At 71.9% G+C, this 26,544-nt stretch carries 25 protein-coding genes and 1 riboswitch; of the genes, 19 read left to right on the forward strand and 6 right to left on the reverse strand.

Annotated features, from left to right (window positions below; translation table 11 throughout):
* The first annotated feature begins 4 nt into the window (after positions 1 to 4).
* The 5 genes from rpe (at position 5) to ACSYGN_RS33890 (ending at position 5,101) form a co-directional block, all read left to right on the forward strand.
* Positions 5 to 691 carry a ribulose-phosphate 3-epimerase gene (gene rpe, locus ACSYGN_RS33870; protein WP_460402458.1) on the forward strand — a complete coding sequence of 229 codons (687 nt, stop codon included), beginning with the start codon at positions 5 to 7 and terminating at the stop codon, positions 689 to 691.
* Between the two features lie 78 nt (positions 692 to 769).
* Positions 770 to 1,813, forward strand: a complete 1,044-nt coding sequence (locus ACSYGN_RS33875) for a sugar-binding transcriptional regulator (protein WP_460402460.1) — start codon at positions 770 to 772, stop codon at positions 1,811 to 1,813.
* A gap of 249 nt (positions 1,814 to 2,062) precedes the next feature.
* On the forward strand, positions 2,063 to 2,377 hold the full coding sequence (locus tag ACSYGN_RS33880; protein WP_460402462.1) for a barstar family protein: 315 nt from the start codon (positions 2,063 to 2,065) through the stop codon (positions 2,375 to 2,377).
* A gap of 215 nt (positions 2,378 to 2,592) precedes the next feature.
* Positions 2,593 to 4,035: a GuaB1 family IMP dehydrogenase-related protein gene (locus ACSYGN_RS33885; RefSeq protein ID WP_460403905.1), complete on the forward strand. Its 1,443-nt coding sequence runs from the start codon at positions 2,593 to 2,595 to the stop codon at positions 4,033 to 4,035.
* 277 nt (positions 4,036 to 4,312) lie between these two features.
* A complete protein-coding gene (locus ACSYGN_RS33890; protein WP_460402464.1) occupies positions 4,313 to 5,101 on the forward strand; it encodes a carbon-nitrogen hydrolase family protein in 789 nt (262 codons plus the stop codon).
* Here ACSYGN_RS33890 and ACSYGN_RS33895 read toward each other — a convergent pair.
* Positions 5,094 to 5,792, reverse strand: a complete 699-nt coding sequence (locus ACSYGN_RS33895; protein ID WP_460402466.1) for a DUF5995 family protein — start codon at positions 5,790 to 5,792, stop codon at positions 5,094 to 5,096. The two genes, ACSYGN_RS33890 and ACSYGN_RS33895, sit on opposite strands and share 8 nt — an antisense overlap.
* Positions 5,793 to 6,145: 353 nt before the next feature.
* Here ACSYGN_RS33895 and ACSYGN_RS33900 point away from each other — a divergent pair, with 353 nt between their 5' ends.
* On the forward strand, positions 6,146 to 6,604 hold the full coding sequence (locus ACSYGN_RS33900; RefSeq protein ID WP_460402467.1) for an acyl-CoA thioesterase: 459 nt from the start codon (positions 6,146 to 6,148) through the stop codon (positions 6,602 to 6,604).
* On the opposite strand, the gene ACSYGN_RS33905 is transcribed toward ACSYGN_RS33900, so the two are convergent.
* Positions 6,564 to 7,766 (reverse strand): MFS transporter, encoded by a 1,203-nt coding sequence (locus ACSYGN_RS33905; RefSeq protein WP_460402469.1) that lies wholly within the window; start codon positions 7,764 to 7,766, stop codon positions 6,564 to 6,566. The genes ACSYGN_RS33900 and ACSYGN_RS33905 overlap by 41 nt on opposite strands.
* A gap of 340 nt (positions 7,767 to 8,106) precedes the next feature.
* Here ACSYGN_RS33905 and ACSYGN_RS33910 point away from each other — a divergent pair, with 340 nt between their 5' ends.
* Positions 8,107 to 9,333 carry an ROK family transcriptional regulator gene (locus ACSYGN_RS33910; RefSeq protein ID WP_460402471.1) on the forward strand — a complete coding sequence of 409 codons (1,227 nt, stop codon included), beginning with the start codon at positions 8,107 to 8,109 and terminating at the stop codon, positions 9,331 to 9,333.
* Between the two features lie 321 nt (positions 9,334 to 9,654).
* Here the strand turns inward: ACSYGN_RS33910 and ACSYGN_RS33915 are convergent, their stop codons facing one another.
* Positions 9,655 to 10,563 carry an RNA polymerase sigma-70 factor gene (locus tag ACSYGN_RS33915; RefSeq protein WP_460402473.1) on the reverse strand — a complete coding sequence of 303 codons (909 nt, stop codon included), beginning with the start codon at positions 10,561 to 10,563 and terminating at the stop codon, positions 9,655 to 9,657.
* 320 nt (positions 10,564 to 10,883) lie between these two features.
* Positions 10,884 to 11,014, forward strand: a riboswitch (FMN riboswitch).
* A gap of 147 nt (positions 11,015 to 11,161) precedes the next feature.
* Here ACSYGN_RS33915 and ACSYGN_RS33920 point away from each other — a divergent pair.
* From ACSYGN_RS33920 to ACSYGN_RS33960, 9 genes are all read left to right on the forward strand, one after another.
* Complete coding sequence (locus ACSYGN_RS33920; RefSeq protein WP_460402475.1) at positions 11,162 to 11,764, forward strand: riboflavin synthase; 603 nt, start codon at positions 11,162 to 11,164, stop codon at positions 11,762 to 11,764.
* Positions 11,761 to 12,402 (forward strand): nicotinamide mononucleotide transporter family protein, encoded by a 642-nt coding sequence (locus ACSYGN_RS33925; RefSeq protein ID WP_460402477.1) that lies wholly within the window; start codon positions 11,761 to 11,763, stop codon positions 12,400 to 12,402. The genes ACSYGN_RS33920 and ACSYGN_RS33925 overlap by 4 nt, the downstream gene beginning before the upstream one ends.
* A complete protein-coding gene (gene ribA / locus ACSYGN_RS33930; protein ID WP_460402479.1) occupies positions 12,399 to 13,820 on the forward strand; it encodes a GTP cyclohydrolase II in 1,422 nt (473 codons plus the stop codon). The genes ACSYGN_RS33925 and ribA overlap by 4 nt, the downstream gene beginning before the upstream one ends.
* Before the next feature lie 86 nt (positions 13,821 to 13,906).
* Positions 13,907 to 14,392 (forward strand): 6,7-dimethyl-8-ribityllumazine synthase, encoded by a 486-nt coding sequence (gene ribH, locus ACSYGN_RS33935; RefSeq protein ID WP_460402481.1) that lies wholly within the window; start codon positions 13,907 to 13,909, stop codon positions 14,390 to 14,392.
* A 33-nt stretch (positions 14,393 to 14,425) separates the two neighbouring features.
* Positions 14,426 to 14,698 carry a phosphoribosyl-ATP diphosphatase gene (locus ACSYGN_RS33940; RefSeq protein WP_023552153.1) on the forward strand — a complete coding sequence of 91 codons (273 nt, stop codon included), beginning with the start codon at positions 14,426 to 14,428 and terminating at the stop codon, positions 14,696 to 14,698.
* Positions 14,699 to 14,811: 113 nt separating this feature from the next.
* The gene (hisG, locus tag ACSYGN_RS33945; protein ID WP_460402483.1) at positions 14,812 to 15,660 is read left to right on the forward strand and encodes an ATP phosphoribosyltransferase; all 849 of its coding nucleotides are present in this window, start codon (positions 14,812 to 14,814) and stop codon (positions 15,658 to 15,660) included.
* A gap of 12 nt (positions 15,661 to 15,672) precedes the next feature.
* Positions 15,673 to 16,155 carry a PH domain-containing protein gene (locus ACSYGN_RS33950; protein ID WP_460402485.1) on the forward strand — a complete coding sequence of 161 codons (483 nt, stop codon included), beginning with the start codon at positions 15,673 to 15,675 and terminating at the stop codon, positions 16,153 to 16,155.
* A 222-nt stretch (positions 16,156 to 16,377) separates the two neighbouring features.
* Positions 16,378 to 17,703 (forward strand): hemolysin family protein, encoded by a 1,326-nt coding sequence (locus ACSYGN_RS33955; protein ID WP_460402487.1) that lies wholly within the window; start codon positions 16,378 to 16,380, stop codon positions 17,701 to 17,703.
* Positions 17,700 to 18,797, forward strand: a complete 1,098-nt coding sequence (locus ACSYGN_RS33960) for a hemolysin family protein (protein WP_460402489.1) — start codon at positions 17,700 to 17,702, stop codon at positions 18,795 to 18,797. Before ACSYGN_RS33955 ends, ACSYGN_RS33960 begins: the two co-directional genes overlap by 4 nt.
* Positions 18,798 to 18,931: 134 nt before the next feature.
* On the opposite strand, the gene ACSYGN_RS33965 is transcribed toward ACSYGN_RS33960, so the two are convergent.
* Positions 18,932 to 20,797, reverse strand: coding sequence for an AAA family ATPase (locus tag ACSYGN_RS33965; RefSeq protein ID WP_460402491.1), 1,866 nt, complete (start codon positions 20,795 to 20,797; stop codon positions 18,932 to 18,934).
* Positions 20,798 to 21,263: 466 nt separating this feature from the next.
* Positions 21,264 to 21,890, reverse strand: coding sequence for a uridine kinase family protein (locus tag ACSYGN_RS33970; protein ID WP_460402493.1), 627 nt, complete (start codon positions 21,888 to 21,890; stop codon positions 21,264 to 21,266).
* A gap of 370 nt (positions 21,891 to 22,260) precedes the next feature.
* Here ACSYGN_RS33970 and ACSYGN_RS33975 point away from each other — a divergent pair, with 370 nt between their 5' ends.
* The 3 genes from ACSYGN_RS33975 (at position 22,261) to ACSYGN_RS33985 (ending at position 25,991) form a co-directional block, all read left to right on the forward strand.
* Entirely contained in the window at positions 22,261 to 23,649 is a 1,389-nt protein-coding gene (locus tag ACSYGN_RS33975) for a peptidase C39 family protein (RefSeq protein ID WP_460402495.1), read from the forward strand.
* A 237-nt stretch (positions 23,650 to 23,886) separates the two neighbouring features.
* Positions 23,887 to 24,543, forward strand: coding sequence for a TetR/AcrR family transcriptional regulator (locus ACSYGN_RS33980; RefSeq protein ID WP_460402497.1), 657 nt, complete (start codon positions 23,887 to 23,889; stop codon positions 24,541 to 24,543).
* Between the two features lie 275 nt (positions 24,544 to 24,818).
* Positions 24,819 to 25,991: an acyl-CoA dehydrogenase family protein gene (locus ACSYGN_RS33985; protein WP_460403907.1), complete on the forward strand. Its 1,173-nt coding sequence runs from the start codon at positions 24,819 to 24,821 to the stop codon at positions 25,989 to 25,991.
* A 107-nt stretch (positions 25,992 to 26,098) separates the two neighbouring features.
* On the opposite strand, the gene ACSYGN_RS33990 is transcribed toward ACSYGN_RS33985, so the two are convergent.
* Positions 26,099 to 26,536, reverse strand: coding sequence for a hypothetical protein (locus ACSYGN_RS33990; protein ID WP_460402499.1), 438 nt, complete (start codon positions 26,534 to 26,536; stop codon positions 26,099 to 26,101).
* Between the last annotated feature and the right edge of the window lie 8 nt (positions 26,537 to 26,544).

The following is a 26,544-nucleotide window of genomic DNA, read 5'->3' on the forward strand; positions in this document are numbered from 1 at the left end:
GGGCATGGCCGTGCAGATCAACCCCAGCATCCTGTCCGCCGACTTCGCTCGTCTTGCCGACGAGGCGAAGGCGGTCGAAGGAGCCGACTGGCTCCATGTCGACGTGATGGACAACCATTTCGTCCCGAACCTCACGCTCGGAGTGCCGGTCGTAGAGTCCCTGGCCCGTGCGACGGACACTCCGCTGGACTGTCATCTGATGATCGCGGACGCCGATCGCTGGGCGCCCCAGTACGTCGAGGCGGGTGCCTCCTCCGTCACGTTCCACATCGAGGCGGCCGCCGCACCCGTGCGGCTCGCCCGAGAGATCCGCGCCAAGGGCGCCAGGGCCTCGATGGCTCTCAAGCCGGCCACGCCGATCGAGCCGTACGAGGATCTGCTCCCCGAGCTGGACATGTTGCTGATCATGACCGTCGAGCCGGGCTTCGGCGGCCAGGCGTTCCTCGACATCATGCTTCCGAAGATCCGGCGGACCCGCGAGTTGATCAGCAAGCACGGTCTTGAGCTGTGGCTGCAGGTCGACGGAGGAGTTTCGGCGTCGACGATCGAGCGATGCGCGGACGCTGGAGCCGACGTCTTCGTCGCCGGCTCCGCCGTGTACGGCGCGAACGACCCGGCCAAGGCCGTGAGCGCCCTGCGCAGGCAGGCGGAGGAGGCCACGTCCAGGGCCTCGTGGTCATGCGTCCACTGAGCCACAGCTACGTGAACGACGGCCATCAAGGCAGTTCAAGCGCGTCGGATCTGCAAGGATGAACGACGTATCCAGAGTGTGAACAGCAGTGAGGAGATGGCCGTGTCGGGTATGTCGGCGGGCCGGTCAGCCATGCGGATGGGACCCGCTGAGCTGGTGCAGGCGGCGGCCATGGCCCGCCGCTTCTACCTCGAGGGCAAATCCAAGATCCAGATCGCCGAGGAGTTCGGCGTCAGCCGCTTCAAGGTGGCCCGGGTCCTGGAGACCGCCCTCGAACGGGATCTCGTACGCATCGAGATCCGCGTCCCGGCCGAGCTGGACGCAGAGCGCTCCGACGCGCTCCGCGCCCGCTACGGCCTCAGGCACGCGGTCGTGGTCGAGTCCCCGGCCGAGGCGGAGGAGACCCCCGACCCGGAGAACCTGGGCGAGGTCGCGGCCGACCTCCTCGGCGAACTGGTCAGCGAGGGAGATGTCCTCGGTCTGGCCTGGGGCCGGTCCACCATCCACATGGCGGCGGCCCTCGACCGGCTGCCGCCGTGCACGGTGGTGCAGCTGACGGGCGTCTACGATGCCGGGACCGCAGAGCGCGGCTCGGTCGAGGCCGTACGCCGGGCCGCCCAGGTGTCGGGCGGCGACGCCCACCCCATCTACGCGCCGATGCTGCTGCCGGACGCGGCCACCGCGGCCGCGCTGCGCAACCAGACCGGGATCGCCCGCGCCTTCGAGTACTTCGACAAGGTCACGGTCGCCTGTGTCTCCATCGGCTCCTGGGAGGCGGGCATCTCGACGGTGCACGACATGCTCAGCGACGAGGAGCGGGCGCACTACGCCTCGCTCGGCGTCGCGGCCGAGATGTCCGCGCACCTCTTCGACGGGCAGGGCCGCCGGGTCGGCCGGGATCTGGGGGAGCGCTGCATCACGGTCAAGGCCGACCAGCTGCGCCGTGTCCCCGAGGTCGTGGCGATAGCGGGCGGGCAGCGCAAGGCGGCCGCGATCGACGCCGTGCTGCGCTCCGGGCTCGTCACCAGCCTGGTCACGGACACCTCGGCCGCGGACTATCTGATGACGGCGGGGCACGCGCCGAAGCCGGCGCTCAACCGGGCGGATCCGGACGGGCACTGACCGGCACCGACCGGCAGTGACCGGCGGCGACGGTCCCGGCGGGCCCTGACAGGTCCTGCGGGCCGTCGGGTCCTGTCGACTGTCGGGTCCTGGTCGGCTGTCGGGTCCTGGTCCGATCGCGTGGGGGACGCACCGGGGGTGGCGGAGGGCCGCCCCGGGTTACGCCGAGGTGTGTCCCCCGACGCGCACCTGGGTACCCCCTCACCCCAGCACCCCACCACGCGACCACCCCTCCCGGACGGAGCCGAGATGACCGAGTACGTCGTCACGCTGGACCTCGACGGCGTCGAGAACCGGGCGGGGCTCATGGACCGCTGCGCCCGCGCCCTGGCACTGCCGGACTGGTTCGGCCGCAACTGGGACGCCCTGCTCGACTCCCTCGCCGACCCCGGCGTCTGGCCCGACGAAGCGGCTCGGCGGGGGCTGCTGGTCGTCGTACGCAACTGGCGGCCGTACGCGGAGGCGCGTCCCGAGGAGTGGCGGACCGCCCAGGAGGTGTTCGGCGATGCGGTGGACCGGGAGCCGGGGCTGTCGGTGGCGCTGGCCCTCGGCGGCGATCACTGAGTCTCTCGGGGGCGGCCACTGAGTCTTCGGTGATTCTTCGTCTCCGGTGAGCCTTCCGAGAGGCTCGTCGGAGGTTCCTCCCAACGGGCTCTCGCCCCCGCTGGACGTTTCTCCCGGGCATTGCCCCGGTGCCGGCATGGGACAATGAAGTACGTGCTCTTACCCCTGGCTGACCTGTCCCGGGGCCGCCTCTGATCGACTGGGATGTGCAGCACGTGCGTTTCCTCAACGACATCCAGCCCGCCTACGACCTGACGTACGACGACGTCTTCATGGTGCCGAGCCGCTCCGCGGTCGGCTCGCGGCAGGGTGTGGACCTCAGCTCGCCGGACGGCACGGGCACCACCATCCCGCTGGTCGTCGCCAACATGACCGCCATCGCCGGCCGCCGCATGGCCGAGACCGTGGCCCGGCGCGGCGGCCTCGTGGTCATCCCGCAGGACATCCCGATCGACGTCGTCACCGAGGTCGTCTCCTGGGTGAAGAGCCGCCACCTCGTCCTGGACACCCCGATCGTGCTCGCCCCGCACCAGACCGTCGCCGACGCGCTGTCCCTGCTGCCCAAGCGGGCGCACAACGCCGGTGTCGTGGTCGACGAGAACCACCGCCCCGTCGGCGTCGTCACCGACCGGGACCTGAGCGGTGTCGACCGCTTCACCCAGCTCGAGGTCGTCATGTCGCGCGACCTGGTGCTCCTCGACGCGGACATCGACCCGCGCGAGGCGTTCAACCGCCTCGACGCCGCCAACCGCCGCTACGCCCCCGCCGTGGACGCCGACGGCAGGCTCGCCGGCATCCTCACCCGCAAGGGCGCGCTGCGCGCCACCCTCTACACCCCGGCGACCGACCCGCGCGGCAAGCTGCGCATCGCCGCCGCCGTCGGCATCAACGGCGACGTCGCGGGCAAGGCCAAGCAGCTCCTCGACGCGGGCGTCGACACGCTCGTCATCGACACCGCGCACGGCCACCAGGAGTCGATGATCGCCGCCGTCCGGCTGGTGCGCGCCCTCGACCCGCAGGTGCCGATCGCCGCGGGCAACATCGTGTCCGCCGTGGGCGTCCGGGACCTGATCGAGGCCGGTGCGGACATCGTCAAGGTGGGGGTCGGCCCCGGCGCCATGTGCACCACCCGCATGATGACCGGCGTGGGCCGCCCGCAGTTCTCCGCCGTCCTGGAGTGTGCCGCCGAGGCGCGCAGGCACGGCAAGCACGTCTGGGCCGACGGCGGGGTGCGTCACCCGCGCGATGTGGCGATGGCGCTTGCCGCGGGTGCGTCCAATGTGATGATCGGTTCCTGGTTCGCGGGTACCTACGAGTCGCCCGGCGACCTTCAGCAGGACGCCGACGGCCGCCTCTACAAGGAGTCCTTCGGCATGGCGTCCGCGCGTGCGGTGCGCAACCGCACGTCGGACGAGTCTTCGTACGACCGGGCCCGCAAGTCGCTGTTCGAGGAGGGCATCTCCACCTCCCGGATGTACCTCGACCCGGCCCGGCCGGGCGTCGAGGACCTGATCGACTCGATCATCGCAGGCGTCCGCTCGTCCTGCACCTACGCCGGTGCGGGCTCCCTCGCCGAGTTCGCCGAGCGGGCCGTCGTCGGCATCCAGAGCGCCGCCGGGTACGCGGAGGGCAAGCCCCTTCACGCCAGCTGGAGTTAGGGCTCGTCGTCGGGCTCATCGGCGGGAGCAGCGCCGGGTCCGGCGTACGGCTGGGCCCGGCGGCCCGGGCTGTCCCGCGCCGCTGCTCCTCGGCGTCCTCCGGCGGGCCAGGGGTCGCGGGCCAGGCGTCGTACACAATGAATCATCGCGAAAAAAGGGCTGGTCGACGCAATGATCAGGGGACCCTTGCGCACCGTCTTCGCCTTGTCCGGCCCGGTCCGGCGATCTACGGTCGTGGTTGCCCCAGAAGCACCCTTCGTCCCGGTGAGGAACATCCATGCGCACCGCCCTCCTGCAGAGCTCAGGCCGTCCCGGCTCCATCGTCGAGAACCTCAGGGTGCTCGACGATGCCGCGGGCCGAGCCGCCGCCGCGGGTGCCGGGCTGCTGGTCGCGCCGGAGCTCTTCCTGACCGGGTATGCCATCGGGGACGCCGTCGCGGGCCTCGCCGAACCGGCGAGCGGCGACAGCGCGCACGCCGTGGCCGAGACGGCCGCCCGGCACGGTCTTGCGATCGCCTACGGCTACCCCGAGCGCGACGGCGCCGCGGTCTACGACTCCGCCCAGTTGATCTCCGCCGACGGCACCCGTCTCGTCAACCACCGCAAGACCCACCTCTACGGCGACTTCGAGCGCGACCACTTCACCGCGGGCGACCAGACCGTCGCCCAGACCGAGCTGGACGGGCTGCGGGTCGGCGTCATGATCTGCTACGACGTCGAGTTCCCGGAGAACGTACGCGCCCACGCGCTCGCCGGGACCGATCTGCTCATCGTCCCGACCGCGCAGATGCACCCGTTCCAGTTCGTCGCCGAGTCGATGGTCCCGGTGCGGGCCTTCGAGAACCAGATGTATCTCGCCTACGTCAACCGGGCCGGGCAGGAGGGGGAGTTCGAGTTCGTCGGACTGTCCACCCTGGCCGGGCCGGACGGGGTGGCCCACGTCCGCGGCGGCCGGGGCGAGGAACTTCTCCTCGCCGAGGTCGACCCCGCCGCGCTGGCCGCCTCCCGCGCGGCGAACCCGTACCTCAAGGACCGCCGTCCGGGGCTGTACGGCTCCCTCATCTGACGCCCTGGTGCGGCAGCGGGGTGAGCAGCATGCGGCCCGCGAATCCCACGGCGTGGTCGAGGCGTTCGGTGAACTCCTCGGCCACGTCCGGCGTCCTGCGCAGCGCCCACAGCGCCCGTGCCGCCGACCAGGTGGCGGACCTGGCCCGCTCCAGGCTCCACGAGCCGAGCAGATGGGTCAGCGGATCGGCGAGCTGGAGCAGGTCGGGGCCCGGCATCAGCTCCTCGCGGATGTGCTCCTCCAGCGCCACCAGGAGATCGCCCACCCGGTCGAACTCGTCCTCCAGCTCGGCGGGTTCACAGCCGAGCGTGTGACAGGCGTCCACCACCGCAAGCGCCAGGTCGTGCCCGATGTGCGCGTTGATGCCCGCGAGCGCGAACTGCAGCGGCCGTACGCCGGGATGGCGGCGCAGTTGGAACAGCGGCCACCAGCAGGCCGGCGTGCGCCGGTCCTCGGCGACCGCGTCCACGGCGGCCAGATACCGCTGCGCGAACCGTACGTCCAGCGCGATCGCGGCCCGCGCGTCGCTGAACCGGCCCGCCTCGACACCCCGGTCGACGGCCTCGGTCACGGCGAGATAGACCCGGTTGAACACGGCCACGCCGTCCCTCGCGGGAAGAGCCGCGTCCAGAGCGCGCATCCGGTCCAGGACGTCGCCCACGGACGTGGTGAGCTGTTGCGAGTGCACCATGCGTGCAGGGTCCCAGCCGGGGGCGGGGCGCGTGGCCCGGTGGCGTCAGCTTCGCCGGAACGAGGGAATGTGCGGGGCGGGCGCGGGCCGCGCTGCGCGGCTCGCTGCCTGGGGTGTACCGCCCAGGCGTGCGAGTGCCGTCCGTCGTGCGGGAGGCGGGCGGTCCGTCCGGCGGAAAGCTTCGCCGGGGAGGCCGGCGGCGCAAGGGGCCGGCGGGCGCGCCCGTGGTGCCGCACGGCGCCGTCGCGCGGCTGACCAGCATCTTCGAGGGGGCTGCGGACAGGCCCGCCGAGCCGCCGCCTAGGGTGGAGGCGTCCCGTTCCGCACCACCCCGTCGCACAGGAGCCCCGTCCGTGACCGCCGAAGCACCGCTCGCCCCCGCCCTCTCCCACGGCCGGCTGATACCCGTCACCGTCCACTTCGACGACCTCGACGCCCTCGGCCTGCTGCACAACGCCCGCTACCCGTTGATGGTCGAGCGCGCCTGGACAGAGCTGTTGCGGGAGTACGGCATCCGCTTCGAGGGCGACTGGGCCGCCGCCGGCGACGCCTGCAACGCGGTCAAGGAACTGCGGATCACCTACGAGACCCCGTTCACCCGGCCCGGTGGCTACGCCGTCCACCTCTGGCTGGAACGGCTCGGCACCACCGGGCTGACCTACGGCTTCCGGTTCTGCTCCGCGGACGGCGCGGTGACCTACGCCCACGGCACCCGGGTGCTGGTCCGGCTGGACGCCGACACGCTGCGCCCTGCGCCGTGGAGCGACGCGTTCAGGGCCGCGGGTCGGCGACTGCTGCGGCCGGCTGACTGAACCGCTGCCGGTCCCGTTCCCCGGCGCGCAGCACACCCGCGAACACCACCAGGCCGCCCGCCAGCACGGTGACCAGGACGAACGACACCATGAGGCTGCTCGCCTGGGCGATCCCGCCGATCAGGCTCGGCGCGATCAGGCCCGAGGTGTAGGTGATGGTCGCGACGCCCGCGATGGCCTGGCTCGGGTTGGGCCCGGCGTGGCCCGCCGCCGCGAAGCACAGCGGCACCACGATCGCGATGCCCAGCCCCAGCAGCCCGAACCCGGCCATCGCCACCGCGGGGTATCCGCCGATCACCACCAGCACCCCGCCCAGGACCGCGAGCACACCGCCGCCGCGCACCGCGCGCACCGCGCCGAAGCGGTTCACCGCCGTGTCCCCGGCGAGCCGCGCCACCGCCATGGTGAGCATGAAACCGGTCGTGCACGCGGCCGCGAGCCCCGCCGAGGTGTCCAGCTGGTCGCGCAGATAGACCGCCGACCAGTCCATGCTCGCGCCCTCCGCGAACACCGCGCAGAACCCGACCGCACCGATCAGCAGCGCCGAGCGCGGCGGCAGCGTGAACCGCGGCGGCGGCTCCTCGTCCTCGGCGGGCTTGAGGTCGAGCACCCAGGAGCAGGCCACCAGCCCGAGCAGGGTGAGGGTGGCGGACGCCAGGGCATGGTGCAGCCGGGCGTCCGCACCCAGATGCGCGGCGAGCGTCCCGGCCGCCGAACCGGTCAGGGCGCCCGCGCTCCACATGCCGTGCAACCCCGACATGATCGACTTGCCGAGCCGCCGCTCCACCTCGACGCCGAGCGCGTTCATCGCGACGTCGGCCATGCCCGCGCTCGCGCCGTAGACGAACATCGCCAGACACAGGGTGATCATGTTCGGGGCGAGCGACGGCAGGATCAGCGACAGCGTCCACATCGCCAGCAGTCCGCGCAGCGCGGTGCGGCTGCCGAACCGGTGGGTGATCCACCCCGCCAGCGGCATCGCGCAGGCCGCGCCGAACGCCGTGAACGCCAGCGCGAACCCCAGCAGTCCGGGGCTGACCCCCGTGTGGTCCTGGATCCACGGCACCCGCGTGGCGAACGACCCGGTCACGGCGCCGTGCACCGCGAACACGGCCGCGATCGCGTACCACCCCCGCCTCACCTCGCGCTGTCCGTCGTCCATCCGACTCATCATCCGGCCCCTCCCGAAGGGTGTCGCCACGCTGCGCCGACGTAAACTATCAGGAACCCTGCCTGATAGATAGCGATATCCGAGGCCCCCTCCGCCAGTGGTTTGCAGTTCCAACCCTGCGACCGCCAGTCCGTTACTTCGTTACTCCGTCAGTCCGTTAGTCCGCCAGTCCGCCAGTCCGCCAGTCCGCCAGTCCGCCAGTCCGCCAGTCCGCCAGTCCGCCAGTCCGCCAGTCCGCCAGTCCGCCAGTCCATCAGTCCGTTACTCCGTCAGTCCGTCTCCGGCCGTTCGACCGTCCGACCGGTCCCGCCGATCTGGGAGGATTCCCGGCATGCCCGCATCCCCGAGCACCGCCCGGGCCATCAACGACCGTCTCGCGCTGCGCCACTTGCAGCAGGAGGGCCCGTTGACGGCGGGGCAGCTGAAACAGCTGACCGGACTGTCCCGGCCGACCGTCGCCGATCTCGTCGAACGCCTCACCGTCTCCGGACTGATCGCGGTGGTCGGCGAGTCCGGCACCCAACGGCGCGGTCCCAACGCCCGGCTCTACGGCATCGTCGGCGACCGCGCCCACCTCGCCGCCCTCGATGTGCGCATGGAGGGCGTCTCCGTGATCGTCTCCGACCTGGTGGGGCGGGTGCTCACGGAGGCGGCGGTGCCGATCGGCGGTGACATGGGCACCGGAGCGGCCGTGGAGCAGGCGGTCGCGCTCGTGGAGCGGGCGGTGAAGGAGGCGGGCACGCCGGCGGAGCCCCCGCCGGGAGGCGAGCGGGAGTGGGGCATGCTGCACACCGTCGGCATCGGCGCGCCCGGGCTGATCGACCCGGTGAGCGGGGAGCTGCGGGACTCCTCCGGGCTGCCCGAGTGGCACCGGCGGCTGGTGGCGGTGCTCCAGGAGCGGTTCCCGCAGGCGCGCGTCACCGTCGAGAACGAGACCAACCTCGCCGCCGTGGCCGAGCAGCGCGAGGGTGCCGCCGCCGACCGCGACACCTTTGTGCTGCTGTGGCTCGGGCACGGCACCGGCGCCGCTGTCGTCCTCGACGGCACCCTGCGCCGGGGGGCCTCCGGCGGTACCGGTGAGATCGGGTTCCTGCCGGTGCCGGGCACTGCCGTGCTGCCGTCGGCGAAGGACTGCGTGGGCGGCTTCCACTCGCTGGCCGGGGCCGCGGCGATCGCCGAGCTGGCCGCCTCGCACCGCGTGGCCGGGCGGCCGACGGGGCATGAACCCGCGGCTGCCGCCCTGGTGAGAACGGCGGTCGCCGACCCCGGTGCCGCGGGCCCCGACCGCTTCCTCGACGCTCTCGCCGATCGCCTCGCCATCGGCGCCGCGTCGGTCGTCGCGGTGCTCGATCCGGGGTGCGTGGTGCTCGGCGGCGAGGTGGGGCAGGCGGGCGGAAGCGAACTGGCCTCGCGGGTGGCGTCCCGGCTGCGCCGGATGTCTCCGCTGCCGACGGAGGTGCGGGCCGGGGCACTGGGGGGTGCGGCGGTGCTCCGCGGTGCGCTGCTGACGGCACGTGACCGGGCGCAGGACGCGCTGTTCGCGCCGCCGGAACGGTAGGCCTGGCCGGCCGGTGGTATCCCGGTGGTAGCGGTGCGGGCCGGGGGAGCGGGGGATCTCGCCCCCGCCGCCCCTACCCGTTCCCGTCCCCAGGGGCTGCGCCCCTCGGACCCCGCCCGGGGCTGCGCCCCTCGGACCCCGTCAGGGGCTGCGCCCCTGGAACCCCACGAGAGGCTGCGCCCTTCGGACCCGGCCCGGGACTCCGCCCCTCGGACCCCGCCGCCGGGGTGTGCCGCTTGGGTCCGCCGGGGTGTGCCGCTTGGGACTCGCCAGGGGCTCCGGCACTGTTGCCTCGCCGGGGGCTGCACCCCCGGCGCTGTGTCAGATGCTGCGCCCCCCGGGCTGCCGTTCAGTCAATTGGCGTCCCACGTAGCCCAGTTTGTCCGGGTTGACCACCGACTGGACCTGGGCGATGGTGCCGTTGCGCCATTCGAGGGTGATGGCCGCGGTCAGGGTGCCGTTTCTCCAGGCCAGGAGGGCCTGTGTGCCGTTGATCTCGGCTGCGGTGAAGTTCAGGCCTGCCATGAACTGCGCGGCGCCGCCTGCCAGGAAGCGGGCGATCTTGTCGCCGCCCTCGATCGGATGGAGGGCAGCGGTGACCTTGCCGCCGCCGTCGCTCCACCACACCGCATCGGCCGCCAGCAGTTTCTCCAGGCCGGCCAGGTCTCCGTCCTGTGCCGCCGTGAGGAACGAGGCGATCAACTCGTCCCGTTGTGCGGGTGCCGGGTCGAAACGGGACTCTCCCTCGTCGACCCGCTTCACCGCACGCCGGTAGATCTGGCGGGTGTTGGCCTCCGTCAGGTCCAGCACCCCCGCGATCTCCCGGTGGCCGTAGCCGAACGCCTCGCGCAGTACGTACACCGCCCGCTCGGCCGGGGTGAGCCGCTCCAGGAGCAGCAGCATCGCCGTGGACACCGCCTCCCGCTGCTCCGCCGACTCCAGTGGCCCGAGGGTGCCGTCCGAGGTGACGACCGGCTCCGGGAGCCACGATCCGACGTACCGTTCGCGGCGTGCGCGGGCCGACGTCAGGTGGGTGAGGCAGAGGTTGGTGACGACCTTGGCCAGCCAGGCGGCCGGATGCTCGATGCCGTCCCGGTCCGCGCCGCTGAAGCGCAGATACGCGTCCTGGACCGTGTCCTCGGCCTCGTGCGCGGAGCCGAGCATCCGGTAGGCCAGGCCGAACAGCCGGGGGCGGTGACGTTCGAACTCGTCGGCGGGCGCGGTCGTCATGTCTCCACCCTGCCAGAGCGGGGCGACGGCGGCTCGGGGGGAGGGGAGGGCCCGGCGGCGGGCAAGGGCCGTCGTCACCACCGCCGGGCCCGCTTGCGGAACTTCCCTCCGGGCAGTCGCCCCGACAGTAGGTGGCCGATGCAACGGCCGTCAACAGGTCTGGACCAATCTCAAGGCCTTTTGTGAGGAGGGGAGTTGATGCACCGGTGGGGTGTACCGCCCCTTGGCGGGTGCGGGTCGGGTGTCAGTTGTGAGCCAGGCCACAGGGGTCCCCTGTCCGGTCGGCGAGCGGGCGTGGCACACTGGCCCTGTACCAGAAGCAGCGCACTCCGGGGTCGGTGAAACTCCGAACCGGCGGTTACAGTCCGCGACCCGTCCGCTTCCAGCGGCCGGTTGACCAGGTGAAATTCCTGGACCGACGGTTAAAGTCCGGATGGGAGGCAGTGCGCGGCGGGCGGGCATGCGTGCACGCCGCCGTCTGGGCCCGTCCGTGCGGACGGAGCCCTTCCGGCGTCGTACCCGGTGTGCCGGTCCGTCCTTCTGTCGTTCGTCGACAGTCCCCGGAGTCCGTGCCCGAAGAGGCAGGAGGACCCGGGAAGTGTTCACCGGAATCGTCGAAGAGCTGGGCGAGGTCACCGCCGTCGAGAATCTCGGCGACGCCTCCCGCTTCCGGCTCCGCGGCCCCGTCGTCACCCAGGGCGCACAGCACGGCGACTCCATCGCCGTGAACGGTGTCTGTCTCACGGTCGTCGAGCACGAGGGCGACGAGTTCACCGCCGACGTCATGGCGGAGACCCTCAAGCGCTCCAGCCTCGGCGCCCTGACCGTCGGCTCCCGGGTCAACCTCGAACGGCCCGTGGCGGTCGGCGCGCGCCTCGGCGGGCACATCGTGCAGGGCCACGTCGACGGCACCGGCACCGTCCTGGAGCGCACGCCCTCCGAGAACTGGGAACTGGTCACCGTCTCCCTCCCCGCCGGCCTCACGCGCTACGTCGTGGAGAAGGGCTCCATCACCGTCGACGGCATCAGCCTCACCGTCGTCGACGCGGGCGAGGACAGCTTCTCCGTCAGCCTCATCCCGACCACCCTCGCGCTGACCACCCTCGGCCAGAAGCAGCCCGGCGACCCGGTCAACCTGGAGGTGGACATCGTCGCCAAGTACGTCGAGCGGCTCACGGCCCACCAGGGAGCCGACCGGTGAACGCGCTGAACTCGGAGGCCTTCACCCTCCTCGGCCAGCACATCATCTGGTCCGACATGATCGGCAACATCCTCGGCCTCGTCGCCCTCGCCCTCGGCTGGCGGCGCGTCCTGTGGACCTGGCCGGTCCAGCTCCTCTCCGGTCTCGTCCTCTTCGCCGCCTTCTACGGCCATCTCACCGGCAGCGCGGGCAAGCAGACCGTCGTCATGTCCGTGGCGCTGTACGGCTGGTGGCAGTGGAACCGCGGCAAGGGGCAGGACGGGGACGGCCGTATCACCGTCCGCTTCGCGAGCTGGCCCGAGCGGGCCGCGATGGCCGCCGCTGCCGCCGCCGGCACGGTCGGCGTGGCCCTGCTGTTCACCGCCTATCCCACCCTGTCCTGGGACCCCTGGCCGGACGCGTACATCTTCGTCGGCACGGTCGTCGCGATGTACGCCCAGGCCAAGGGCATGGTCGAGTTCTGGTTCGCCTGGCTGCTCGTCGACCTCGTCGGCGTCCCCCTGAACTTCGCCAACGGCTACGCCTTCTCCGGCTTCGTCTACGTCATCTACGGCGCACTCGTCCTGTGGGGCATGCGCGACTGGTGGCTGCGCTCCCGCACGAGCCCGCAGCCCGTCCTGGAAGGAGCGCCGGCATGACCGCCGTGTCCGTACTGCTCAGTGACGACCTCGATCGAGGGGGTGACTGGTCGCTCGACTCCGTCGAACAGGCCGTCGCCGACATCGCCGCCGGACGGCCCGTCGTGGTCGTCGACGACGAGGACCGGGAGAACGAGGGCGACCTCGTCGTCGCCGCCGAGAAGATCACGCCCGAGATAGTCGCGTTCATGATGAGCGAGTGCCGTGGCCTGATCTGCGCCCCCATGGAGGGCGACGAGCTCGACCGGCTCGAACTGCCGCAGATGGTCCAGGACAACACCGAGTCGATGAAGACCGCGTTCACGGTGTCCGTGGACGCCTCGGCCGAGCACGGGGTGACCACCGGCATCAGCGCCGCCGACCGCGCCACCACCCTCCAACTGCTGGCGAGCGGCACCGCCGGGCCCGGCGACCTGGTCCGCCCCGGCCATGTCTTCCCGCTGCGCGCCCGGCCCGGCGGTGTGCTCGTCCGCGACGGGCACACCGAGGCCGCCGTGGACCTCGCCCGCCTCGCGGGACTGCGTCCGGCGGGGGCGATCGTGGAGATCGCCGGTGAGGACGGCCGGATGCTGCGGCTGCCCGACCTGATCCCGTTCGCCCGCAAGCACGGGCTGACGATCATCTCCATCGAGGGCCTCATCGCCTACCGCCGCACCCGCGAACTCGCTGCCCTGCCCGAGCAGACGGCGCCCGGACACCTCGCGGAGGGGGACGCCGCAGCAGCCCTGGCAGCCGTGGAAACCGTAGCGGCCGTGGCGCCGCAACCCGCCCCCGAACCGGCGCCGACGCCGCTGGTCCGCCGGGCCGCCGAGGTCCATCTGCCCACCCGGTACGGCACGTTCACCGCCTACGGCTACCGCTCTGCCGCCGACGGGGTCGAGCATGTCGCCCTCGTCCACGGCGACATCGGTGACGGCGAGGACGTCCTGGTCCGCGTGCACTCCGAATGCCTCACCGGTGACGTCTTCCACTCCCTGCGCTGCGACTGCGGCCCCCAGCTGGAGGCGTCCCTGGCCCGGATCCGGGAGGAGGGCAGGGGAGCGGTGGTCTATCTGCGCGGTCATGAGGGGCGCGGTATCGGCCTGGTGTCCAAGCTGCTGGCGTACGAGCTCCAGGAGCGCGGGCGTGACACCCTCGACGCCAATCTCGAACTCGGCCTGCCCGCCGATGCCCGGGACTACGGCGCGGGTGCACGGATCCTCGCGGACCTCGGTGTGCGCAGCATGCGGCTGATGACCAACAACCCCGACAAGACCGACGCCATGCTGCGGCACGGCCTCAAGGTCACCGGCCGTGAGCCGATGCCCGTGCAGGCGGGCGAGCACAACCTCCGCTATCTGCGCACCAAGCGGGACCGGATGGGCCACGACCTGCCCTGGCTGGACACGCCCGCTGTGTCCGCCTGCGGCAACCAGTAAGCACAGCCAGCACAGCAGAGCACAGCGCAGCGCGCCGCCCCGGTGCGGCGACCGGCGAGAACAGCACACCGAGGAGAGACAGAAACGTGAGCGGCAAGGGCGCACCCGAACTGACCGTGCAGGGAGTCGGCGATCTGCGGGTCGCCGTCGTGGCGGCGCAGTGGCACGAGAAGGTGATGGACGGTCTGATCGACGGCGCCCTGCGCGCCCTGCGCGACCTGGGGATAGACGAGCCGACCCTGCTGCGGGTCCCCGGGAGCTGGGAGCTCCCGGTGGTCGCCAAGGTCCTCGCGGGCCGGGGCTACGACGCGATCGTCGCCCTCGGCGTCGTCATCCGCGGCGGTACCCCCCACTTCGACTATGTGTGCCAGGGCGTCACCCAGGGACTCACCCAGGTGGCGGTGGACACCGGCGTCCCTGTCGGCTTCGGTCTGCTGACCTGTGACACGGAGGAGCAGGCCCTGGACCGGGCCGGTCTCGCGGGCTCCAACGAGGACAAGGGCCACGAAGCGGTGACCGCCGCTGTCGCCACCGCGGCCACTCTCCGCTCAGTATCCGAACCATGGCGTTAGCACGACCGGCCTACAAGTAGAGTGGGCGGCACTATGTCCAAGAAGACGTTCGAGGAGCTCTTCACCGAGCTCCAGCAGAAGGCCGCCCACGGCGATCCTGCCACCTCCCGCACTGCGGAACTGGTCGGCAAGGGCGTCCATGCCATCGGCAAGAAGGTCGTCGAGGAGGCCGCCGAGGTCTGGATGGCCGCCGAGTACGAGGGCAAGGAGGCGGCCGCCGAGGAGATCTCGCAGCTGCTGTACCACGTCCAGGTGATGATGGTCGCCCGCGGAATCTCCCTGGACGACGTCTACGCCCACCTGTAGGAACCCGTTCCGGACAGACCTCTGGTCCTCTGATCCTCTGGTCCTCCGTTCCGGGCATCCCGCCGCACACCCCCACACAAAACCCGCCGATTCACTCGAAGGAAGCCGACCTCATGCTGCGCATCGCCGTCCCCAACAAGGGTTCCCTCTCAGGCCCTGCGGCGGAGATGCTGCATGAGGCCGGCTACCGGCAGCGCAGGGAGTCCAAGGAACTGCGGATCGTCGACCCGGTCAACGAGGTGGAGTTCTTCTACCTCCGCCCCCGCGACATCGCGATCTACGTCTCGTCCGGCCGCCTCGACATCGGCATCACCGGCCGTGACCTGCTGGTCGACTCCGGCGCCAACGCCGAGGAGATCCTCCCGCTCGGCTTCGCCCGTTCCACCTTCCGCTTCGCCGCCAAGCCCGGCGAGGCGAGCGGCATGACGGACCTCGACGGCAAGACGGTCGCCACGTCCTACGAGGGCATCGTCGCCAAGCACCTCGCCGACAACGGCGTCGACGCCTCCGTCGTCCACCTCGACGGCGCCGTCGAGACCGCGATCGAGCTGGGCGTCGCCGAGATCATCGCCGACGTCGTCGAGACCGGCACCTCGCTGCGCAATGCCGGCCTGGAGGTCTTCGGCGAGCCGATCATGAAGTCCGAGGCGATCGTCATCCGCCGCACCGGGGCGGACGCCGAGGAATCCAAGGTCCAGCAGTTCCTGCGCCGCCTCCAGGGCGTCCTGGTGGCCCGGACGTACGTGATGATGGACTACGACTGCCGGGTCGAGCAGCTGGAGAAGGCCGTCGCGCTCACCCCCGGTCTGGAGTCCCCGACGGTCTCCCCGCTGCACAACGAGGGCTGGGTCGCCGTCCGCGCCATGGTCCCCGCCAAGGACGCGCAGCGCATCATGGACGACCTCTACGACCTCGGCGCGCGGGCCATCCTCACCACGGCCATCCACGCCTGCCGGCTCTGAGGCCCGCCCGCCATGGCAGACCTTCCGGATCCCCCGAGTCCGTCGCCGCTCCCACCGCTGCCCGTCACCTTCCGGCCGGGCCGCACCCGCATCGTGCTGCTCTCCGCCGCCGCGGCGCTCTTCGTCGTCATCACACTCGTGGCGCTGCTGCTGGAGCAGCTCGGCCCGGGCGAGCGGCTCAGCTTCGTGTTCACCGCGGCGCTGCTCAGCGGTGTGCTGCTTCTGCTGGCCCGGCCGAAGGTCGTCGCCGACGAGGCGGGGGTCACCGTGGTCAACATCGCCAGCCGGCGGCGGCTGGAGTGGGCGGAGATCCTCCAGGTGAATCTGCGCCCCGGCGACCCCTGGGTGTTCCTCAACCTCAGCGACGGCACCAGCCTGCCCGCCCTCGGTATCCAGCCGGGCATCGCCAGGCAGCGGGCCATCGCGGACGCGCGTACCCTGCGGGCGCTCACCGAGGCCCGGTCGGTGGCACCACCGGGGCCGGACCAGAGCTGACCGGAGGCCGACTCTGCCGCATTTGCGCATGTCTTGATTAGTCTGTTGACGGAGCCGCTTTCGCTGCGCCTCCGCCCCTGCTGTGCCGCCCGGCGCACAGGGGTTCCTGCTACCCGAGGAGTGACCCTCACCGGCGATGGACGGATCGTCCTGTAGTACCTGCGCCGCCCCCTCCCGACATAGCGCGGACCGCAGCCGCGCTCACACGGAAGGGGTGGCCTCATGACCATCCCCCTGCTGCTGCTCGCAGCGGCCTTCGTGCTGATTCTCGCCAACGGCTTCTTCGTGGCCGCCGAGTTCGGGCTGGTGACGGTCGAGCGCCCGGAGGCCGAGAAGGCCGCCGCCGACGGCGACCGGCGGGCCCTCACGGTCGTCGAGTCGCTGAAGGAGCTGTCCTTCCAGCTCTCCGGCACCCAGCTCGGCATCACCATCACCTCCCTGGTCGTCGGCATGCTCGCCGAACCGGCCCTGGCCGGGCTGCTGCGCGGTCCCTTCGCCGCGACCGGCATGCCCGGGGGCGCCGTCTCCGGTGTCGCCGTGGTCGTCGGCATGCTGCTGGCCTCCGCCCTCCAGATGGTGGTCGGGGAACTCGTGCCCAAGAACTGGGCGGTTTCCCGGCCGCTCCAGGTCGCGCGGTTCGTCGCGGGACCGCAGCACCTCTTCTCCCGTCTGTTCCGCCCGGTGATCGCCGCGCTCAACACGGTCGCCAACCGGCTGGTCCGCGCCCTCGGTGTCGAGCCCGCCGAGGAGCTGGCCTCCGCGCGCACCCCCGGCGAGCTGGTGTCCCTGGCCCGCCACTCGGCGCGGGCCGGCGCCCTCGAACAGGACACGGCCGACCTGTTCGTGCGCACGCTGTCGCTCGGCGATCTGACCGCGCAGCACGTCATGACCCCGCGCGTGAAGGTCAGCGCGCTCCAGTCCTCCGCGACCGCCGAGGACGTCGTCAATCTGACCCGCGCCACCGGCCTGTCCCGCTTCCCGGTCTACCGGGAGAAGATCGACGAGATCGTCGGCATGGTCCATCTCAAGGACGCGCTGGCTATCCCGGTGCACGACCGGCTGCGCACGCCCGTCGGCCGGATCGCCATGCAGCCCGTGCTGGTCCCCGAGACCCTGCCGGTCCAGCCGCTGCTGGCCCTGCTGCGCAACGAACAGCCCATCGCCGTCGTCGTCGACGAGTACGGCGGCACCGCCGGTGTGGTCACCCTGGAGGACATCGTCGAGGAGATCGTCGGCGAGGTGCGCGACGAGCACGACGGACAGGACCTGCCCGAACTGGCCGCCGCCCCGGCCGAGGACGGCCGACCCGCCTGGGAGGCCGACGGCAGCTGCCGCGTCGACATCCTCCAGCGGATAGGTCTCGACGTGCCCGAGGGGCCGTACGAGACCGTGGCCGGCCTGGTCGCCGATCTGCTCGGCCGGATCCCCGTCCCCGGCGACCGGGCCGAACTGCCCGGCTGGCGGCTGTCGGTGCGCCAGGTCGGGCACTACCGCGCCGAACGGGTCCGTCTGGTACGCACCGGCGTGGTGGCGGAGGTCGTCCGATGAGCGTGCTCCAACTGGTCTTCGCCGCACTGCTGGTGCTGGCCAACGGTTTCTTCGTCGGCGCCGAGTTCGCCCTCGTCTCCGTCCGCCGCAGCCAGATCGAACCCCTCGGCACGGCCCGCGCCCGCCAGGTGCTCCACGGCCTCGAACGGCTGCCCCAGATGATGGCCGCCGCCCAGTTCGGCATCACCGTCTGCTCGCTGACCCTGGGCGCGGTCGCCGAACCCACGGTCGCGCATCTGCTGGAGCCGGTGTTCGAGTGGATCCGCCTTCCGCACGGTGTCGTCCACCCCCTGGGCTATGTCATCGCACTCGCCGGGGTGGTCTTCTTCCACCTCGTGATCGGCGAGATGGTCCCGAAGAACCTCGCCATGGCCGCCCCCGAGAAGGCCGCGCTGTGGCTCGGCCCGGGCCTGGTCGCGTTCGCCCGCGTGTGCCGGCCGATCACGGTCGCGCTCGGCGCCTGCGCCCGGGGCATCCTGCGGCTGTTCGGGGTCGAGCCCAAGGACGAGGTCGAGGCCGTCGTCACCAGCGAGCAGCTCAACCGGCTGCTGGAGGACTCCGGCCAGGCCGGCCTCCTCGACCCGGAGGAACAGGAGCGTCTGGAGGACGCCCTGGAACTGGGCTCCCGCCCCGTCACCGATGTGCTGCTGCGCCGGGAGTCCCTGGTGACGGTGCCGCCGTCGGTCACGCCGGGCCAGATCGTCGCGCTCACCGCCCGCACCGGGTACTCCCGCTTCCCGGTCGCCGCGGACACCGGCGCCTTCATGGGCTACCTGCACGTCAAGGACGTCCTCGACCTGGAGAACTCCGACCGCGCCGTGCCGCAGCAGATCTGGCGCCCGATGACCACGCTCAGACCCGAACTCCCCCTGGACGACGCCTTGACGGTGATGCGCCGGGCGGCCACCCATCTGGCCCAGGTCGCGGACGCGTCGGGGCGGGTGCTGGGCCTGGTCGCCCTGGAGGACGTCCTGGAACTCCTGGTCGGCGAGGTGAAGGACCCCGCCCACCGGGACACCCCGCCCCCACCCCCGAAACTCGCCGAACCCCGTATCTCGGACGACCCGGAGGAGGCCCAGGCCCTGGCCAGCTGAGCGTCGGCCCCGGGGCCGGGGCGGCGGCGCGTGGGGCTCACTCCCGGGCAGACCGTCGAGGTCGTCGGCCCAGGGCCCGGGGCCGACGACCCCCGTCGGGCCACAGGGGCTCAGGGGGCCGTCGGCCCGTGGGCTCACGGGGCCGACGGGTCGTGCGGGGCCCTGCCTGACAGGACCTCGCCGTAGGCCTGCATCAGGTCCGGGAGGCGGAGGGTCGCCAGGTCGTCGCGGGAGAGGGCGCCCGGGTAGGTGGACAGGCGGAGGTCGCGGTAGGCGCAGCTCTTCTCGTACAGGGTGCGCAGAAAACGGCCGTTGCCGAGTTCGTCGATCCAGCCCATCTCCACCACGTGCCCCGCGATGGAGCGAAGCTCCTCCAGGGCCTCCTCGTCCCATGCGTCACCGTTCTCCGCGGCCAGCACCTCGCCGATCGCCGTGAGTTCGAGGGGGCGGTACGAGGGGAAGTCCACGCGGGTGGTGAAGCGGGAGGACAGACCGGGGTTGGCGGCCAGCAGCCGGTCCATGCCCTCCGGATAGCCGGCCAGGATCACCACCAGGTGGTCCCGGTTGTCCTCGGCCCGCTTCAGCAGCACCTGGAGCGCCTCGTCGCCGTACGCGTCGCCCTTGCCGTAGCCGGAGTTGGACAGCGAGTACGCCTCGTCGACGAACAGGACGCCGCCGATCGCCGAGTCGATCAGCTCGTTGGCCTTCACGGCGGTCTGGCCGAGGTACTCGCCGACCAGATCGGCGCGCTGGGCCTCCACGAGATGGTCGCCGCCGAGCAGCCCGAGGGCGTAGAAGACCCGGCCCAGGATGCGGGCGACGGTGGTCTTGCCGGTGCCGGAGGGGCCGGAGAAGACGAAGTGCCGTTTGGGTGGCTGTACCGGCAGCCCCTGACCGGCGCGCAGCCGCGCCATGTTCAGCTGCGCCGACAGCGCCTTGACCTGGCGCTTGACCGGTTCCAGGCCGACCATCCGCTCCAGTTCGGCGAGCGCCTCCTCCAGCAGGGCAGGGTCGGTGGGGCCGGTGGGAAGCCCCGAGGGCGAGCCGGACGACTTCTCGCGCACCGCGGGGTCCATCACCGGCGGCAGCGGACCGGTCGGCGGCAGATCGGTCTCCGGGAACCGCAGATCGCGGCCCTCGGTGCCGAACAGCGGATCGAACCCGTCGGGGCCGTCGACGCTGTCCTGCCCGGCCCCGGTGAGGGTGATCGCGGCGAGGTCGCCCACCTCGTCGTACCCGTCGGCCTCGGCTATCGCCGCCAGCCGGGCCGAGGTGTCCATGAAGGCCGGGTCGACCCGGTGCACCGCCCGGTAGAGAGGGAGCGCGGCGGCCGAGCGCCCGGTGCCCTCGTGTGCCCTGGCCAGCCAGTACCGCAGCTCCTTGCGCTGCGGCTGCTCGCTGCGGCAGCGCATCAGCGCCGCCGCGAGCAGCGGCTCGGCCTGCCCGTACATCTCCAGCCGCACCCGTGCCATACCGCCGAACAGCCCCGCCTCGATACCGAGCATGGTGTCGTCGGCCAGCGGATCCGTGTGCCGGATCAACTGCTCCCAGTCCTTGACCAGATAGGCGCGGCAGGCGTGCAGAAAGCGGACCTGGTGATCGGTGTCCACCGGCGGCAGCCCGGCGAGCGCCCGGTCCAGCTCCGGCACATGGCGGCCGTCCAGCCAGTGGGAGGCGTGGGCGAGCAGCAGATCGCGCGGGCTCTCCAGCACCGGCTGCACCCACCAGCCCAGCCAGTACCAGGAGTTGAGGGCACGCCGGTGCCGTGCGCGCTGCTCCCCGAAACGGTCCCGGTGCCGGTGCATCCTCAGCAGCGCGGTCGTCGTCTCGACGCGCAGCGCATGGAGCCCGAGCCATCCGTCGGCCATCCCGGGGTCCATCCGCACCGCGGCCCGGAACTCCTCCTCCGCCTGCGGATAGGCGCCCATGGTGTAGGCGTCCACGCCCCGCAGCCAGGCGAGGTCGGCCGGGGCCTCGGAGCCCTGCGTGCCGAAGTCCATCGCGTCCCCCACAAACCGTGCCCCCGCCTGCCCAAGGGGTGTCCCCTCGCCACCGGGCGGACGCCCGACGGCCGACTCGGCCGACTCGGGTGAACCGCTGTGCCGCGGACCGGAGTTGCCAGGTGCGCGAAGCAGCAGCCCGAAGGTCGCACCGAGGGCATCGTACCCGCGGCGCGGCGGGTGACCGAAGGGTGCCGCACGGGCCGTTCGTCGAGGACAGGCCGCAGATCGGGCGGACGGCGCAGCGACAAAACGGTGACCCAGGGTGAGCGACTTGCAGCGCACGGCACTCGTGAAACCGCCCGCGGGCAAGACGAAGCCCCCGATCACGGGGGAACAACCGGGGGCTTCGCGACTGAAGGCGACCGTACTTGGTCGCACATTGAGAACGTAAGACCTGTACGGCCCCCCGGTCAAGCACAGTTGGAGCACTCGACCGAGTTCCTCCGCCCGTCGCCGCGGGGCTTCAGCGCACCGCCGACGGCCCGTCACCGAGGGTGACCGTACGGTCCGGTCCCGTGCTCCCACCCGGGCCGCGCAGCACCTCGTACCCCTGAGGTGACTCCCGTACCAGCCCGTCGGCGAACGTCCGCGACGGATCCTCGGCGAAATGCCGCCGCTCCGCCTCGATCCATCCGTCCCAGAACTCCCGCTGCCCCGCCCCGTCCCGCAGGCGCCCCCGCGCCCAGGACTCCGCCCGGGGTAGATCCATCCACAGCAGCATCGCCAGCCGTGGCCGCAGCGCCCGGCGTCCGGCTCCGACGCCCTCGACCAGGACCACCGGCGCGGGCGGCAGTGCACACGGCGGCCCGAAACGCCGGGTGCGCCAGTCGTAGGGCGCGTACGCCGCACTCTCGCCGCGGCTCAGCGGGACGATCACCTGGGCCAGCAGCCGGTCCGTCCAGGCGAACAGTTCGTCGTGGCTGGCGATGTCGTCGAGATGCAGCACCGGCGCCCCGCCGAGCGCGGTGGCCAGCCGGGCGCCGAACGTCGACTTCCCGGACCCGGCGTGCCCGTCGACACCGACGAGACGGACCGGTCCGCAGGACGGGGGGAGGGCGCGCAGCCGCGGGGCGAGATCGTGCACCGTCATCGGGAACATTTTAGTCCGCCCCCAGGGCGTGTCTGACAATTCCCGCCGGGCGCGCGACGTCTGGCACGGCACCTCGCCGCGTTGTCGGATCACCCGAGTACGTCCAGTACGCGGGCGATCCTCCGCCTTGCGATGCACCGCACCAGACGCCGCGCGCTGATCCGACGCGAATTGTCAGACACGCCCCAGCCGCTCGCGGGCCAGGTCATCGCACCGGTCCACTCCAGTGGTCGAGACCAATATTGGTGGGCGCCGCGCGATCCGGGGTGCTGGCAGGACAGGCGCGGCTGCGGTCATAGTGGGCCGGACAGCGTTCAACTGATCCAACGGACCTGCCCGACTCGGACACACATCTGGGGGTCTTCCGCCCATGAGCAGAGCCGAACAGCCGTCCCGCAGAACGGTCCTGACCGCCGCAGTCGTCGCCGCAGTGGCGGGCGGCGCGGGCCCGGCGTCCGCCGCGACCGATCCCGGCGCCGGCGCGCACTTCGGGGGCGCCCCGGCGAAGCCGGCCACCGGCACCCCGGCCCGCCCGATCGACTACCGGGCCTGGACCACGTACGCCGACTGGCACTCGGGCACGGCGAAAGGCGTGCGCGCCCACGCCGGCACCCGCCCCGGCGTCACGATCGCCACCCCGGCCGGCACCACCGACTACACCGACCCGCACAGCGGCACCACCGCGAGCTGGGAGTACGCCACCTGGACCTCCCCGGTCCACCGGCTCACCGCCCCCGCGACCGAGGCGGTCGCCTCCTGGAACGCCGACACCCCGCCCGGCACCTGGCTCCAGACCGAACTGCGCGGCACCTACTCCGACGGCACCGAGACCCCGTGGTACGTGATGGGCCGCTGGGCGGCGGGCGACCAGGACATCAGACGGACCTCCGTGGACGACCAGACGGACGGCAGGAGCACCATCTGGACCGACACCTTCGCCGTCGACGACGCCACGACCGGGCTGCGCCTCGCGTCGTACCGGCTGCGCCTGACCCTCTACCGCAAGCCGGGCACCCGGCTCACCCCCACGGTGTGGCGGCTCGGCACGATGGGCTCCGACATCCCCGACCGCTTCACGGTCCCCGCCACCACACCCGGCCCCGCCCGGGAACTGGTGGTTCCGCGCTACTCGCAGGAGATCCACAAGGGCCAGTACCCCGAGTACGACAACGGCGGCGAGGCCTGGTGCAGCCCCACCTCCTCGCAGATGATCATCGAGTACTGGGGCGGCCGCCTCACCCCGGAACAACTGTCCTGGGTCGATCCGTCCTACGCCGACCCGCAGGTCGACCACGCGGCCCGTCACGCCTACGACTTCCAGTACCAGGGCTGCGGCAACTGGCCGTTCAACGCGGCCTACGCCGCGACCTTCGAGGGCCTCCAGAGCGTGGTCACCCGGCTCGCCTCGCTCACCGACCTGGAGACCCTGATCGAGGCCGGGATCCCGGCGATCACCTCCCAGTCCTTCCTCAAGGACGAGCTGACCGGCGCCGGTTACGGCACCTCCGGCCATCTGATGACGGTGATCGGCTTCACCGCGGACGGCGACGTGATCGCCAACGACCCGGCCTCCCCGAGCGACGACGCGGTACGACGCGTCTACGCCCGGCGCGAGTTTGAAAACATCTGGTTGAGGACCAAGCGCTACAACGCCTCCGGCAAGGTCGTCTCCGGCACCGGCGGAGTCTGCTACCTCTACTTCCCGGCACGTCCGACACCCCGCCAACGCCAGGCCCTCGCGGCGGTCGGCGTCCGCTGAACCACGCCGCCGGCGGCCCCCACAGCGCGCGCCGGGGGCCGCCGGCCTGTGAGCAACGGCTGCGTCCGATCACCTTCCGGACCGCCGTCCGCGACGGCCAGCCCGCACCTGATGTCCGCGGCCCGACGTCCATGAACCGCCGTACGGAGAACTGACCTTGTGGCGGACCCTGCCGATGGAATGACCTGACATACTGCGGATGTCCCGCCGCCGTTGAGACCAGGGTCCGCATTGAACATGAGTGAACAGTCCGGTACCGCAACCCGTCCCAGGGCCCGCGGGACCGAGCGCTCGCTGGCTCGCCGCGCCGAACTCATCGCCATCGGGCGGAAGTTGTTCGCCGACCGGCCCTACGACGCCCTCTCGATGGACGACATAGCCCGGCATGCGCGGGTCGCCAAGGGCCTCATCTACTACTACTTCCAGTCCAAGCGCGGCTATTACCTCGCGATCATCCATGACTCCGTCGCCGTGCTGGTCTCGTTCGCCGGGAGCGGCCACGAACTCCCGCCCCTGGAACGCCTGCAGCGCACCATCGACGGCTATCTGCGCTACGCCGAGAACAATCAGGCCGCCTTCCGCACCATCGTCAGCGGTGGTGTCGGCTTCGACACCGAGGTACAGGACGTCCGGGACGGTGTGCGCGAGGCGATCGTCGACACCCTCGCCGAGGGCTCCTACGGCCGTACCGACGTCCCGCCGCTGACCCGTATGGGTCTGCTCGCCTGGGTGTGCAGCGTCGAGGGTGCCACCCTCGACTGGATCGCCCGCCCCGAACTGCCCCGCGAGACCATGTGCGCCCTGCTCGTCAGGACCCTGGGCGGCGCCCTGCGCGCCATCGAAGAGCTGGAGCCGTCGTGCCCGGCCCCGGCTCCCGCCCGCCGCGACGCCTGAGACGGGACGGGCGGTGATCCACCGCCGCAAAGCGGGCATACTCATGGCACAACCGCTGGTCGGTCGGACGCCTCCGCGGCCCCGACCCGGTCCGCGACCCCGACCCGGTCAGCGGCCCCGACCCGGTCAGCGGCCCGGAGACGTCCGTCACCGTCCGCCCGCCCGGACCGCGGCGAGACCGTCTCCCGCTGCTCAGCCACCGGTCCGCAGGCGGGTCCGGCAGGGAGGAGAGTGCCGCCATGCCCGACCGTGCCACGACGCCCGACCGTACCGTCATGCCCGACTGCGCCGCACCACCCGTGGACCGCACCCTGCCCACCGACGAGGCCCGCGACCTCATCGCACTCGTCCGCGACATCGCCCGCCGCGAGATCGCCCCCGGCGCCGCCGCCCAGGAGGAAGCCGGGTACTTCCCCCGCGAACTGTTCACGTTCCTGTCCGGGGCCGGACTCCTCGGTCTGCCGTACGACACCCGGTACGGCGGTGGCGGCCAGCCGTACGAGGTCTACCTCCAGGTGCTGGAGGAACTCGCCGCGGCCCGTCTCACCGTCGGGCTCGGCATCAGCGTGCACACCCTCGCCTGCCACGCCCTCGCCGAGTACGGCACCGAGGAGCAGCGGGCCGCACGGCTTCCCGCGATGCTCGGCGGCGGGCTGCTGGGCGCCTACTGCCTCTCCGAACCGGCCTCCGGCTCCGACGCGGCGGCCCTGCGCACCCGTGCGGTGCGGGAGGACGACGGCTGGACGATCACCGGCACCAAGGCGTGGATCACGCACGGCGGCATCGCCGACTTCTGCACCGTCATGGCCCGTACGGGTGAGGAGGGGCCGCGCGGCATCACCGCGTTCCTTGTTCCCGGCGACGCCGAGGGACTGCACCCCGCGCCACCGGAGCGGAAGATGGGCCTCAAGGGCTCGCCCACCGCGCAGCTCCACTTCGACGCGGTCCATGTGCCCGACGCCGGGCGCATCGGCGACGAGGGCCAGGGCTTCGCGATCGCCCTGGCGTCGCTCGACTCCGGACGGCTCGGCATCGCGGCCTGCGCGACCGGTCTGGCCCAGGCCGCGCTCGACGAGGCGGTCCGATTCGCCACCGGGCGGCAGCAGTTCGGCCGGCCCATCGCCGGTTTCCAGGGCCTGCGCTTCATGCTGGCCGACATGGCGACCCAGATCGAGGCGGGCCGCGCGCTGTACCTCGCGGCGGCACGGCTGCGCGACACGGGACGCCCGTTCGCCCGGCAGGCCGCCATGGCCAAGCTGCACTGCACCGACACGGCGATGCGGGTCACCACCGACGCCGTCCAGATCCTGGGCGGATACGGCTACACCGCCGACTTCCCCGTCGAGCGCTATATGCGCGAGGCCAAGGCACTTCAGATCGTCGAGGGCACCAATCAGATCCAGCGGACGGTCGTCGCCCGCCACCTGTTGGGCCCGGACCCCGGCTGACTTCCGTGTGAGCAGCTTGAATTGACGTACCGTCGAACGGCTGTCGCCACAGGACGGTCAATAGGTGTGGCGCACGGTGGTCTGCCGGGGAGAGTCGAGCGAAGTCCTCAGGCGGCCTGGCGGCGCATCGCCGGTACGCGCATCGGGCGTGAGCCCGGGCCGCCGACGTGAGAGAAGGGCTGCGTACGCCAGTCGAGGCCCTGAGGAAGCGTCAGTACGACGGCCGTGCCCTGCTCCTGGGGCTCGAAGGACTCGTCCGCGGAACGGGCGTCGGAGGCCGTGCGGCCGGTGCCGGCACAGACCGTCAGACCGAACGGGTTCCACGGCGAGGCGCACAGCGCGTGCTCGGGGAGGATCTCCTCGCCCGACAGCAGCGCGATGGACTGCGCGCAGTCCGGGCAGATCACCCGGAAGGTCTCGAACGTGTCGTAGTCATCGGCCTCCTCGCCGTCGAGGACGTGAAGTTCGACGCCCTCCGGTTCGGGCTCGACGACCAGTTGCTGCCGCTTGGACGTGGAACGACCAGGGCGCTTAAGACTCTGCATGGGTTACT

The sequence above is a fragment of the Streptomyces sp. YIM S03343 genome, assembly GCF_054729195.1.